Genomic DNA, 12,339 nt, shown 5'->3' with positions numbered 1-12,339 from the left:
CCCCGCCACAGTCACGCTTGGCCCCCTCCCCGCGCGGTCCGTCGTGAAACCAGACGGCCCGCGCCGACTTGAGCCCGGGAGGAGACCCCGATGCCGTACGAGCTTCACTACTGGCCGATGATCCAGGGGCGCGGGGAGTTCGTGCGGCTCGCCCTCGAACAGGCCGGGGCCGACTATGTCGACGTGGCCCGCCTCCCCCACGAGGACGGCGGCGGCATCGACGCGATGATGGAGCGGCTCGACGCCGAGCCCGTGCGTGCGCCCTTCGCCCCGCCCTTCCTCAAGGACGGCGACCTCGTGATCGGCCAGACCGCCAACATCCTGCTCTATCTCGGCCCCCGCCTCGGCCTCGTCGGCGCCAGCGAGGCCGACCGGATCTGGACCCACCAGATCCAGCTTACGATCGCCGACATGGTCACGGAGGCACACGACACGCACCACCCCGTCGCGAACGGCCTCTACTACGAAGAGCAGAAGCCGGAGGCCCTGCGCCGCGCAGCAGAGTTTCGCGAGAACCGGCTGCCGAAGTTCTTGGGCTGGTTCGAGCGGGTCCTCGCCCGCAACCCGGCCGGCCCCCGCCACCTCGTCGGCGACGCGCTCAGCACCGCCGACCTCTCCCTGTTCCAGCTCGTCGACGGCCTGCGCTACGCCTTCCCGACCGCAACCGCGCGGGCGCTGGAGGCGACACCGCGGGTCGCGGCCCTGGTCCAGACCGTCGGCCGCCTGCCGCGGGTTGCGGCTTATCTCGCGAGCGAGCGGCGGTTGGCGTTCAGTGAGAACGGGGTGTTTCGGCGGTATGCGGAGTTGGATGGGTAGATCAGTCGGTGTCGTCGTGCCCTCGATACAGGGCTTCGTAGTCCCGGCCGCCGTAGAAAATGTTGGTTATCAGGACGTGGTCAGGCTCCACGCGATAGGCGATCACGGCCGAATGCTCGAACGGCATTGTCCGTAGCGCGGGTTCCAGATCGTCCCGCGGGCGACCGCCTCGGGGTGCGTCGCCGATGCGATCGCATCGGCTGATCAGCCGGTCGAGAAACCGGTCTGCAACCTGCGGATCACGGCTCGCTTCGTAGACCCACCGATAGATTTGCAAGAGGTCAGCGTCCGCTTCGCCGCTGATGACGACCTCAAGTCGCCTCATGGCGATGGGCCTTCACGGTCTCGGCGTGAAGAGCGCCGATCCGGGCTCGGACTTCCTCGATTGTGAGCGCCGGCCGCGGATCGTCCAGCGAACGCCGGATGCGGGCTCGGATGGCATCCAATCGTTCTGCGTCTTCCTGGCGCTGGCGCTGCCAGAGCCGGACGGCGTCATGCATTAGATCGCTGGTTGAAGCATACTCGCCCGCGTCGACACTCTCGCGCACGGCGCGGAGCATGTCGGGCGAGAGGGTGAGGCTGATCGTGTCAACGGGCGGCATGCTCGATGGCCCTCCTCGCGGTTGAGGATTGATAGCACGGAACCGCGAAAGTCGCCTCATCCGGCCTCGCCTGCCTTTGTCGCAAATGCGTTCGGCGGGAGCGTCTCGAAATCTGGTGCATGCAGTCCCTTCGGCGCAATGCGCCCCGCTGACGGTGTAGCCGGACCGTCGGTGCGCGGAGGGATCTCGGCAGGAGCCTCGTCGCGCCGAGCCTACGGCCCCTGACACACCTCACAAAAAAACGTCGACCGCCCCGACTGCACAACCCGAGAAACCCGCCCAACACACCCCCGCGTCGTGCAGGCATGGCCGACCCGGTCGTAGACGCGGAACCCGTGCTGGAAGGACCCGCGCGCCCCGTCCGGCTGGGCGTAGTCCCGCAGCGTCGAGCCGCCCGCCGCCACGGCTTCGGTGAGCACTGCCTTGATCGCCTTGGCCAGGGCGTTGGCCTTCGGCGTCGGGGTGCCGTTGGACCTGGCCAGGGTTCCGGCCATCGCGAGAGGCGAGAGGCGGGCGCGGTGCAGTGCTTCGCAGACGTAGATGTTGCCGAGGCCCGCGATCAGGCGCTGGTCGAGGAGCGCGGCCTTCAGCGGCGTGATCTTGTGGCGGAAGAGCCGCGCGATGGTCGCGCCGGTCAGCGCCTCGCTCAGGGGCTCGATGCCCATGGCGGCGAAGTGCCGGCACGCGGCCAGCGTGTCGGTCGGCACGAGGTCCATGAAGCCGAAGCGGCGGACGTCGTTGTAGGTGATGGTCGCGCCCGAATTCAGCGCCATCACGACGTGGTCGTGCTTCGTGTTGCCGAGCGCCCCTTCGAGGTAGAAATCCCCCGGCGAGAGATTCCGGCCGTCCGGCAGGGCGACGTCGAAGCGGCCGCTCATGCCGAGATGCATGATCAGGCTCTCGCCGGAATCGAGATGCGCGGTGAGGTACTTGGCCCGGCGCGCGAGGTCGGTGACCGTGCGGCCCTCGAGGCGCTGCGCGAAGCGCTCGGGAAAGGGAAAGCGCAGGTTCGGCCGCCGCAGGGTCACGCGCGAAAAACGCGCGCCGACCAGCGCGGGCGCGAGACCCCGACGCACGGTTTCGACTTCGGGCAGTTCGGGCATCGATAGGATCGCGAAGGGCGTTGTAGGAATTGTTTCACGTGAAACAGGCGACCCGTGGCGTCATAACCGGTGTGCCGCGGCTTCTCCACATGGCGGTCCCGCGGCGCATTCGCTATGAGGCGCGGGTCAGGACGAGTGGGGCGGCATGAGCGCGGCAGACGACGGCACGGCGGATTTCGGCTTCGAGCGCGTGAGCCTCGCCGAGAAGCAGGGCCGCGTCGACGACGTGTTTCGCTCCGTGGCCAAGCGCTACGACGTCATGAACGACCTGATGTCGGGGGGGCTGCACCGCGCCTGGAAATCGCATCTCATCGGGATGCTGCGGCCCGGCCAGAACCGCCCCTTCCGCCATCTCGACGTGGCCGGCGGCACCGGCGACGTCGCCTTCCGCGTGCTCGAGGCCGGCGGCCCGCAGACCAAGGTGACGGTGCTCGACATCAACGAGGCGATGCTGCGGGTCGGCCAAGAACGGGCGGACAATCGGCGCGCCGGCACGCGCTTCGGTGACCGCATCGACTTCGTCACCGGCAATGCCGAGACCCTGCCGCTGCCGGAAGACACCTTCGACGCCTACACCATCGCCTTCGGCATCCGGAACGTGCCGCGCATCGACATGGCCCTGAAGGAAGCCTTTCGCGTGCTGAAGCCGGGCGGGCGCTTCCTCTGCCTCGAATTCTCGCGGGTCGACCTGCCGATCCTCGAAAAAATCTACGACGCCTATTCCTTCCACGTGATCCCGCGCATCGGCGCGCGCGTCGCCGGCGACCGCGAATCCTACCGCTACCTCGTCGAATCCATCCGCAAGTTCCCCTCCCCCGGACGGTTCGCCGCGATGATCGAGGAGGCCGGGTTTTCGCGCGTGACGCACCGGGTGCTGTCGGGGGGGATCGTGGCGATCCACTCCGGCTGGAAGGTGGCTTAGTGGCTCGGCCCTCTCCAGCGTCATTGCGAGCGTCGCGAAGCAATCCAGGGCCGACGCCCTGGCGTCGTGTGTGGGGCCCTGGATTGCTTCGCGACGCTCGCAATGACGGATGGGGAAACGAAGCGTTGTCCCTATGCTAGGCGCCCTCTTCCACTTCGTCCGCGGCGCGCATGTCGGCTTTGTCCTCGCGCGGGAGGGCGGGCTCGCGCTGATCGATACGGCGGAGCTGCCGCCGCATCTGCGTCTCGCGCTGAAGGTCGGGCGCTCGCTGGAGCGGCGCGGCGTCGCCAAGGATGCCGGGGCGAGCCCCCTGGAGCGGGCGCTGACCCGGCTCGGGCCGTCCTACGTCAAGTTCGGGCAGTTCCTGGCGACGCGTCCCGACATCGTCGGCATGGCCGCGGCGCGCGACCTGGAGCGCCTGCAGGACCGGGTGCCGCCCTTCCCGCAGGGCGTGGCGATCCGCGCCATCGAGCAGGATCTCGGCAAGCCGATCGGCGTGCTGTTCGCGAGCTTCAGCGAGCCGGTGGCCGCGGCCTCGATCGCGCAGGTGCACAAGGCGCAGGTGCTCGACGCCGACGGCACCCTGCGTCCGCTCGCCGTGAAGGTGATGCGGCCGGGCGTGCGGGCGCAGTTCGCCCGTGAGCTCCAGGCCATGCGCTTCATGGCGGGGATCGTGCACGCGCTCTGGCCCGAGGCCGAGCGGCTGCGCCCGCGCGAGGTGGTCGAGACGCTCGCCCGCTCGGTGATGATGGAGATGGATCTGCGGCTCGAGGCCGCCGCCATGTCCGAGCTCGCCGAGAACACCAAGGCCGACGACGACTTCCGGGTACCGCGCCCGGAATGGGAGCTGACCTCCCGCAACATCCTCACCAGCGAGTGGATCGACGGCATCCGGCTCAGCGACCGTGCCCGCATCGTCGCCGAGGGGCACGACGCCAAGGCGCTCGGCCGCTCGGTGATCCAGTCCTTCCTGCGTCAGGCGATCCGCGACGGCTTCTTCCACGCCGACATGCATCCCGGAAACCTGTTCGTCGACCGCAGCGGCTGCCTGACGGCGGTGGATTTCGGGATCATGGGCCGGCTCGGCCTCCCCGAGCGGCGCTTCCTCGCCGAGATCCTGCTCGGCTTCATCACCCGCGACTATCGCCGGGTGGCGCAGGTGCATTTCGAGGCCGGCTACGTGCCGCGCCATCACTCGGTGGACGACTTCGCCCAGGCCATCCGCGCCATCGGCGAGCCGATCCACCAGCGCCCGGCCGACGAGATCTCGATGGCGAAGGTGCTCACTCTGCTCTTCGACGTCACCGCGCTCTTCGACATGAGCACCCGCACCGAACTCGTGATGCTGCAGAAGACCATGGTGGTGGTGGAGGGCGTCGCCCGCTCGCTGGATCCGCACCTCGACATGTGGACCGGGGCCGAGCCGGTGGTGAAATCCTGGATCGCCCGCAACCTCGGTCCCCTCGGCCGCATCGAGGGCGCCGGCCGTGCCGCGATGACCCTGTCCGACGTGGTCTCAGACCTCCCCGACATCGCCCAGCGCGTCCGCCGCATCATGGTGCGCCTCGACGAGGAGGGCGCGCGGGACGTGCGGGCGCTGGAGCGCATCGCCAAGGCCGAGAAGCGGCGGGCGGTCTGGTCGACCCTGGCGCTGTGGACGATCGCGCTCGGGGCGCTGGTGCTGGCGTTCAAGTGAAGGCTTGACGATCGAGGACCGAGAGACGGATCGGTTCATCCGAGTCCGCCGACGAGATGGTCCATGGTGATGCACGATGATCGCCATGGACAGCGATCGTCGCTCGTCTTGCTGTTGCCGAAACGATTGCCGCTCGCAGCACGAAGATCATCCTTGTCTGCTCGGTATTCGAGGTGGCGCTACCGAATATTGCGGAATCACGTGCAGGATCGCTGGTGTCGCACGCGAATGCATGAAACCCGGTCAGCTGCTCTCCATCCGATCCCGCTCTACAATCATCAGAAGTTGTAACCTGGGCCGAATGGCGGCCGCTGCGCGATTTTAGCCATCGGGCGGGATTATCATGCGATGGTGGTCGGTTACGTATGGACACTCAGGCTGTGGAGACAATAGACTTATACCTGGGGGAATAAGCATGATGAACTGGTTAAATCTGGCTTTTCGGCCGAGTCGACGACCCACGCAGGCGATCGACCGTTCACATGCCGAGATGACCGAAGACGTTCTAAGGTTAAGCGGCGCTGCCAACCTCGCGCTCGCAACCAGCATCTTGCGGACGTTGCTGGACAAGAACTACATCGATCTGAAAGAGGCATCCGCGGTCTGCCACTTCGTTGCGGACACGATCATCGACGTGCCGGCGTCGCACGAGATCGCCAACATGCAGGCGGCACTCTGGAAGGAACTGTCGAACACGTTCGAAAGACAGCGATCCTACGTCTGAGATCGCGCGTATCGCGCTCTCGAAGGGCGCGGCCCAACGCGGCGCCCTTGACGCATCGGCCGGACTCGCCTGACTAGACCCATGTCCCAGTCTCTCGGCGGCCGCCGCATCCTCCTCGTCATCGGCGGCGGCATCGCGGCCTACAAGGCACTCGATCTGATCCGGCGGCTGCGCGAGCGCGGCGCTGCGGTGCGACCGGTCCTGACCAGGGCGGCGCAGGAATTCGTGACGCCCCTCGCCGCCGCGGCGCTCGCCGGGGCCCGTGCCCATACCGACCTGTTCGACCGGGCGGACGAGGCCGAGATCGGGCATATCCGGCTGGCGCGGGACGCCGACGCCATCGTGGTGGCGCCGGCCACGGCCGACCTGATGGCGCGCATGGCCGGCGGGCACGCGCCCGATCTCGCCACGACGGTGCTGCTCGCCACGACGCTGCCGATTCTGATCGCCCCGGCCATGAACGTGCGGATGTGGGGGCATCCGGCGACGCGGCGGAACCTCGCCATCCTCCAGGACGATGGCGTCGCCGTGGTCGGCCCCAACGACGGCGCCATGGCCGAGGCCGAGTACGGGCCGGGCCGCATGGCCGAACCGCACGAGATCGCCGATGCGCTGGAAGCGATGCTCGCATCGCGGGAGGAGCGTGGCGGCTTCGGTTTCCTTGCCGGGCGGGTGCCGCAGGGATCGCTCGCGGGAAAGACGGTGCTCGTCACCTCGGGGCCGACGCATGAGCCGATCGATCCTGTGCGCTATCTCGCCAACCGCTCCTCCGGCCGCCAGGGCCACGCCATCGCCGCGGCTGCGCAGGCGGCCGGCGCGCGGGTGACGCTGGTGTCGGGGCCGGTGGCGATCCCGGACCCGACGGGCGTCGCCGTGGTCCGGGTCCAGACTGCGCGGGAAATGCTGGCCGCCGTCGAGGCCGCGCTGCCGGCCGACATCGCCGTCTTCGCCGCCGCCGTCGGCGACTGGCGCCCGGCCGAGGCCCGCGCCGGCAAGATCAAGAAGGACGGCAGCGCCCCCGCCCCGCTCGCCCTCGTCGAGAACCCCGACATCCTCGCGACCATCGCCGGACGCCCGCAGAACCGCCCCCGCCTCGTCGTCGGCTTCGCCGCCGAGACCGACGCCGTGCTCGACAACGCCCGAACGAAACTCGCGAAAAAGGGCTGCGACCTGCTGGTGGCGAACGACGTGTCGCATGCGGGCGGCGTCATGGGCGGCCTCGAGAACACCGTGCATCTGCTCGCGCGCGACGGCGGCGTCGAGACCTGGCCCAAGCTCGACAAGGACGAGGTGGCCCGGCGGCTGGTGGCGCGGTTCTCGGAGGTGTTGGGCGGGACGCTTCGTTCGCAATGACGGTGCTCGCGTCCGACGCCTTGGCACGTCGCCGGACGGATCAGGAGCCGCACCCGCCGCAACCACCCCCACCCCCACCTCCTCCGCTACAGCCGCCGCCTCCCCCGCCGTCCCCACCACCGCCACCGCCGGAACTGCCGGCGTTCGCGGCCTGCGAGAACCGGGCATAGGCTTCGTAGGGGGTACCGGCGAGAATCGCCGCGCCGCCCAGCGCGAACGCGAACAGGATTTCGCGCTCGCGCGGCGCCCGCGCCGCCCTGGCGTGCCGGTCCCGGTAGCCGGCGAGCACGCCGGCACCGATCCGGGTGTGCGAGGGGCGCATGGAGAGGATCAGCGTGGTCAGCACGATCAGGATGGCGACAAGCAGGAACAGGTAGCCGACCGGCTTTCCCCGCGCCGTGCCGACGGCCATCTTCGCCAGCCCGAAAAGCACCACCGGCGCCACCGTCACGAGCGTCCAGAACGTGATGCGGTTCAGGATGTCCCGACCGGGCACGAGCCCACGCGCGACCAGTCCCGCACGCACGGCCTCGATATGCGGTCTCAGCGCCCGGCTGAGGGTGGAACGCGGCACCGTCCCCTCCGCTAGGCCGCGGTACCGCTCCAGGCTCGGCGGCAGGGGGATGCCCCTGTCCTCGACGGTGACGTGGCCGCTCCCCGTCGAGAAACTCGCGGCGCCGTGGTCGATCAGCCCGAGGATGACGGCGTCGGTGGCCCGGCCCGAACCGCCGGCGAGGAAGGCGAGTTCGACGACGTCGAGGTCTCTTGCCGGCACGGCCCCACCTCCGCCGCTCAGGGCGGAGCGCAGCACCAGCGCCACGAGAACCGCCACGGCGACGAGGCCGCCATAGAGCCTGAGGAAGGGATCGGCGGTCCAGTCCAGCGGATCGAGCGGCAGCGCGAAGGCCGGCTGCGGCAGGGCGCCGAGCCCGGCGAATGCGAGGCCTATCACCATCGCAGGCCGCGCGAACCAGCCGGGCAACGCCGGCCGTCTCACGGTCCAGACGCGGTCGCCGTCGACGATGCGGTAACGCGGCCGGCTGCGAAACCGTCGGTGCGTCGCCGGCCAGAAGCACGGATCGGGCGGCCCGAAGAAGGCTTCGTAGCGGGCCAGGGTCTCGGCATATTGCATGCGGTATCGGCCCTGCTCGGAGGCGCCGCCCTCGGTCGGGTCGTGGTGGAGGCGCCGGCCGAGCACCGGCCCGCACCAGACCTCCCAGTAATCGCGCGAATAGGTCAGGTGCTGGTGCCAGACCTCGTCGACCTCCTCGCTCGGGGTGACGGGCGTGTCGAAGACCATCGCCAGGAAACAAAAGCGGCGGTACTCGGCGACCGCGCCGCGGGCGAAGGCGAGGCTCCAGCCGCGGTCGCGGGCGAGCCGACTCGTAAAGTCGAGAGCGTGGTCGGCCCGCTCGAACGGATGCGCCTCGATCCGCCGCAGCAGGTCGCGTTGGTCGGGTGTCCAGGCGACGCGCTCGACCTCATGCATCGCTGCACCCGCCAAAGCCTGGATCGAGCCGGAACCGATCATGCGCCCATGATACCATATCGGCAGCGCCGCTTTGATTCCGTTGCGCTTTTTCGTGCGCCTGCACGGATCGGATGATTCGCGGGCACCCTTGCGGGAGCACCCGCCAGGCTGCTTGATGGGGGAAACCGGGACGAGGTCCCGCGTCGGGGAGACACGCCATGGCCGAGCATGCGGACAGGCTCGCCCGGTTCCGGCCGGCCTCCGGCATGGACACGCCGCGCTTCTCCGGCGTGCCGAGCTTCATGCGGCTGCCGGTGCTCGATCCGGAGGTGGCGCCGGGGGCGATCGAGATCGGCCTGATCGGCATTCCCTTCGACGGCGCCACCACCAACCGCCCCGGGGCGCGGTTCGGCCCGCGCGGGGTGCGCGAGGCCTCGACGGGGACGCGGGCGGTCAACCACGCCACCGGCATCGCGCCCTACGCGCTCGCGGCCTGCGCCGATCTCGGTGACGTGCCGGTCAACCCGGTGGACGTGGCCGAGACCGTGCGTCGGATCGAGGCGTTCCACGCGCCCCTCGTGACGGCCGGGATCGTGCCGCTCTCGGTCGGCGGCGATCATCTCCTGACCTATCCGGTGCTGCGGGCACTCGGCGCCGGACAGCCGCTCGGGCTGATCCACATCGATGCCCACAGCGACACCGACGACGGCCAGTACGGCGGTTCACGTCTCACCCACGGCACGCCGTTCCGCCGCGCGGTGGAGGACGGCGTGCTCGACCCGCGCCGCTGCGTGCAGATCGGCATCCGCGGCAGCCTCGACGCGGCGGACGAGCGGGCCTGGGCGCTGGCGCAGGGTATCCGGATCGTGGAGATGGAGGAGGTTTGCGCCCGCGGCCTGCCGGAGGTGGCGGCCGAGGCCCGCGCCATCGTCGGCGCGGCGCCCGCCTATCTGAGCTTCGACATCGACGCCCTCGATCCCGCCTTCGCGCCGGGGACGGGCACGCCCGAGATCGGCGGCTTCAGCACCCGCGAGGCGCTGCACCTGCTGCGCAGCTTTCGCGGGGTCGATTGGGCGGGGGCCGATCTCGTCGAGGTGGCGCCACCCCTCGACCCGTCCGGCATCACGGCGATCACCGGCGGCGCGCTGCTGTTCGAGATCCTGTGCCTGCTCGCCGAAGCCGTGGCGCGCCGGCGGGGGTGACGGAGGCTCACGCCGAGCGGCGGTTCTCGGCCGGCCCGGCGGCGTCGCGGGTCTTTCGCATGGCCAGGGTGCAGCGGCCCTTGCCCATGGATTTGGAGCGGTAGAGGGCGCGGTCGGCGGCCTGGAGCAGACTCGTCATGTCGTCGCCGTGCTCCGGCCGCTGCGCGATCCCGACGCTGACGCTCACGAGCGCAGGCGCTTCGGGACCGCAGGCATAGGGCTCGGAGATCCGCGCGATCAGGCGCTCGCCGAGGCCGATCAGTTCGGCGCGGCTCCGGCCCTCGCAGAGCACGACGAACTCGTCGCCGCCGATGCGGGCGGCGAGATCGTCCGATCCGGCTTCCTCGCGAAGACGGTCGGCGACCAGTTGGAGCAGGCGGTCGCCGACGGCATGGCCGTAGGTGTCGTTGACGGACTTGAAGCCGTCGAGGTCGAGATAGAGCAGGCCGATCGGCCCGCGCGGCAGGGCCAGCATCGCCTCCATCGCGGCGGCGAGCCCGGAGCGGTTCGACAGGCCGGTCAGGGCGTCGTGATGCGCGCGAAAGCCGTTCTCGCGCTCGGCCTGCATCGTCGCGACCATCATCCGGTTCAACCGGTAGGCCGCCAACGTCATGGCCAGCATGTAGAACGGAAGCTGCAGGAAGCTGAGATACAGGATCGGCTCGCCGGCGACCGCGGCCCCGATGCAGATCGGCCCGAGCGTGAGGGCGATCATCGCCGCGGTGAGCCGGGGGGCCGCGAAGTTGCGGAAACAGGTTCCCCCGACCATGCCGGCCGCCGAAAGGCAGGCGAGGGTCGCCGAGACCCAGTCGCCGCTCTCCAGGCTGACGAGGGCGCCGAGACCCAGGCTCGCCGACCAGGCCAGGGCCAGCAGCAGCGTGAGGTCCGTGGGCGTGCGCCGCCCCGCCGCCGCGGCGTGCTGCGCGACCACGAGGACCACGAGCCGGGCCACGCAGATCGCGATCTCGAGGACGAGCCAGGCGAGGACGTGCGGATGCGGAATGCGCAGCGCGATCAGCACCGCCACGCCGATGGTGTTCGCGACTCCGCCGAAGAAGATCGGCAGCGTGCCGTAGAGGCTGCCGATCAACGCGACGCGGATGTCCTGCGGCACGTCCCGGCCGGCATCGGCGAGCCAGCGGGTCAGGCGCCAGCGCGGCAAGCTGTACGTGAGGGGATTGTCGCGCATGGACAGCCGGGTCGAACGTGGATCTCGGCCTTCGAAGACACGGCCTCCACGAGCCGGTCCTCCTCGGGAGACTAAGCGTTCGTTCCTTACGAAATGGTTCTACGATCCCGCGAGAACGTGACCTTGCGTTGTAGCGATGCTCCCTTCTGCGCGAAGGACGACCGGGGCGTAGGCGCGCAGCAGATCTGCATCGAGCTGGCCGGCCATGCCGTCCATGATCCGCCGGGCATCGGGACCGGACAAGGCAGCCCGGTAGGCCCGGCGCTCGGTCAGGGCGGAGTGCACGTCGCAGATCGCCACGAGGCGCACGAGGTCGCCGATGGCGTCGCCCTTGAGGCCGTCGGGGTAGCCGCTGCCGTCGAGCCGCTCGTGATGGTGCCGGACCACGTCGATGATGGCCGCGTCGTAGGCCCCGTCCTGAGCCAGCAGGTCGGCGCCGATCGTGGGATGCGCGCGCATCACCAGCATCTCGTCGGGCGTCAGCGGTCCGGGCTTGTCGAGAATGGCGGCGGGGGTGTGCGCCTTGCCGATATCGTGGAGCAGGGCGGCCTGGGCGAGCCGGCGGCGGTCGCGGCGGCCGAGGCCGAGTTCCCCAGCGAAGGCGGCAGCGAACCCGGCGACGCTGAGCGAGTGCTGGTAGATGCCGATGTGGTGCTGGCGCAGCCGGTCGAGCCAGGCCTGGATGCCGGCCTCCGAGACGGCGGCGAGCACGATCTCGGTGCCCTCCTCCGCCTCCGCCGCGCTCGGAGACCGGCCGGCGGCGGCGGCGTCGAACAGACCGGTGACGAGGCTGGTCGCGGTCGCGACCCGGGCCGAGAGCCGGGCGCAGGTCGCCCCGGCGGCACCGGCCTCGTCGAGAAGCTTCAGCAGGATCGAGACGATGCCGGCCGAGCGCGAGCCGGCCGGGATCACGGTGGGCGCACCGAAGCGGCGGATCCCGTCGGGACCCTCCCCGCCGCGGGCGACGTAGAGGCAGGGAACGGCCTCGGTGCGGGTGCGCCGGGTCAACGTCTCGCCCCAGGTGCTGTCGGGCAGTCCGTCGGCGAGATCGACGAGGAAGGCGAGCGGCGGGCCGGCCGGCAGCCTCCGCCCCGGCTCGATCACCTGGCAGGGCCGGATCAGACCGATCGCACTGGCGAGCCTGTCGGCCCGCTCGCGACGGTCCGAGACGAGGAGGACGCAGGGTTCCTGCATGGGGCCGTCATACGCCCGTCGCCCCGGAGCCTGGACGGGACGTCGGATCCGCAAGGGGTAGAGGCTA

At 70.0% G+C, this 12,339-nt stretch carries 12 protein-coding genes; 7 read left to right on the top strand and 5 right to left on the bottom strand.

Going from position 1 to position 12,339, the window contains the following annotated elements; translation table 11 throughout:
* Positions 1 to 90 precede the first annotated feature (90 nt).
* Positions 91 to 816 (top strand): glutathione S-transferase, encoded by a 726-nt coding sequence (locus MHA02_RS17480; RefSeq protein WP_147081043.1) that lies wholly within the window; start codon positions 91 to 93, stop codon positions 814 to 816.
* 1 nt (position 817) lies between these two features.
* Here MHA02_RS17480 and MHA02_RS17475 read toward each other — a convergent pair whose 3' ends face one another.
* Positions 818 to 1,141 (bottom strand): type II toxin-antitoxin system RelE/ParE family toxin, encoded by a 324-nt coding sequence (locus tag MHA02_RS17475; protein WP_147081040.1) that lies wholly within the window; start codon positions 1,139 to 1,141, stop codon positions 818 to 820.
* Here MHA02_RS17475 and MHA02_RS23005 point away from each other — a divergent pair.
* Positions 1,140 to 1,319 carry a hypothetical protein gene (locus MHA02_RS23005; protein WP_170249329.1) on the top strand — a complete coding sequence of 60 codons (180 nt, stop codon included), beginning with the start codon at positions 1,140 to 1,142 and terminating at the stop codon, positions 1,317 to 1,319. The two genes, MHA02_RS17475 and MHA02_RS23005, sit on opposite strands and share 2 nt — an antisense overlap.
* Before the next feature lie 311 nt (positions 1,320 to 1,630).
* Here the strand turns inward: MHA02_RS23005 and mutM are convergent, their stop codons facing one another.
* The gene (mutM, locus tag MHA02_RS17465) at positions 1,631 to 2,521 is read right to left on the bottom strand and encodes a bifunctional DNA-formamidopyrimidine glycosylase/DNA-(apurinic or apyrimidinic site) lyase (protein ID WP_147081035.1); all 891 of its coding nucleotides are present in this window, start codon (positions 2,519 to 2,521) and stop codon (positions 1,631 to 1,633) included.
* 145 nt (positions 2,522 to 2,666) lie between these two features.
* Between mutM and ubiE the strand changes: the two genes are divergently transcribed.
* From ubiE to coaBC, 4 genes are all read left to right on the top strand, one after another.
* Positions 2,667 to 3,443, top strand: coding sequence for a bifunctional demethylmenaquinone methyltransferase/2-methoxy-6-polyprenyl-1,4-benzoquinol methylase UbiE (gene ubiE / locus MHA02_RS17460; protein ID WP_147081032.1), 777 nt, complete (start codon positions 2,667 to 2,669; stop codon positions 3,441 to 3,443).
* 133 nt (positions 3,444 to 3,576) lie between these two features.
* Positions 3,577 to 5,139: a 2-polyprenylphenol 6-hydroxylase gene (ubiB, locus tag MHA02_RS17455; RefSeq protein WP_147081029.1), complete on the top strand. Its 1,563-nt coding sequence runs from the start codon at positions 3,577 to 3,579 to the stop codon at positions 5,137 to 5,139.
* Between the two features lie 415 nt (positions 5,140 to 5,554).
* Positions 5,555 to 5,863, top strand: a complete 309-nt coding sequence (locus tag MHA02_RS17450; RefSeq protein ID WP_170249326.1) for a hypothetical protein — start codon at positions 5,555 to 5,557, stop codon at positions 5,861 to 5,863.
* Between the two features lie 81 nt (positions 5,864 to 5,944).
* Positions 5,945 to 7,216, top strand: a complete 1,272-nt coding sequence (coaBC, locus tag MHA02_RS17445; protein ID WP_147081023.1) for a bifunctional phosphopantothenoylcysteine decarboxylase/phosphopantothenate--cysteine ligase CoaBC — start codon at positions 5,945 to 5,947, stop codon at positions 7,214 to 7,216.
* Positions 7,217 to 7,256: 40 nt separating this feature from the next.
* On the opposite strand, the gene MHA02_RS22410 is transcribed toward coaBC, so the two are convergent.
* Positions 7,257 to 8,747 carry a TIGR04222 domain-containing membrane protein gene (locus MHA02_RS22410; RefSeq protein WP_244612429.1) on the bottom strand — a complete coding sequence of 497 codons (1,491 nt, stop codon included), beginning with the start codon at positions 8,745 to 8,747 and terminating at the stop codon, positions 7,257 to 7,259.
* A gap of 158 nt (positions 8,748 to 8,905) precedes the next feature.
* Between MHA02_RS22410 and speB the strand changes: the two genes are divergently transcribed.
* Positions 8,906 to 9,889: an agmatinase gene (gene speB / locus MHA02_RS17435; RefSeq protein ID WP_147081020.1), complete on the top strand. Its 984-nt coding sequence runs from the start codon at positions 8,906 to 8,908 to the stop codon at positions 9,887 to 9,889.
* 7 nt (positions 9,890 to 9,896) lie between these two features.
* Here speB and MHA02_RS17430 read toward each other — a convergent pair whose 3' ends face one another.
* The gene (locus tag MHA02_RS17430) at positions 9,897 to 11,078 is read right to left on the bottom strand and encodes a GGDEF domain-containing protein (RefSeq protein WP_147081016.1); all 1,182 of its coding nucleotides are present in this window, start codon (positions 11,076 to 11,078) and stop codon (positions 9,897 to 9,899) included.
* Between the two features lie 99 nt (positions 11,079 to 11,177).
* Complete coding sequence (locus tag MHA02_RS17425) at positions 11,178 to 12,272, bottom strand: HD-GYP domain-containing protein (protein ID WP_147081013.1); 1,095 nt, start codon at positions 12,270 to 12,272, stop codon at positions 11,178 to 11,180.
* Positions 12,273 to 12,339 lie beyond the last annotated feature (67 nt).

Source organism: Methylobacterium haplocladii, from assembly GCF_007992175.1.
Classification (GTDB): domain Bacteria; phylum Pseudomonadota; class Alphaproteobacteria; order Rhizobiales; family Beijerinckiaceae; genus Methylobacterium; species Methylobacterium haplocladii.
The sequence above is the reverse complement of the archived record's forward strand: the minus strand, read 5'-3'. Positions and strand labels throughout refer to the sequence as shown.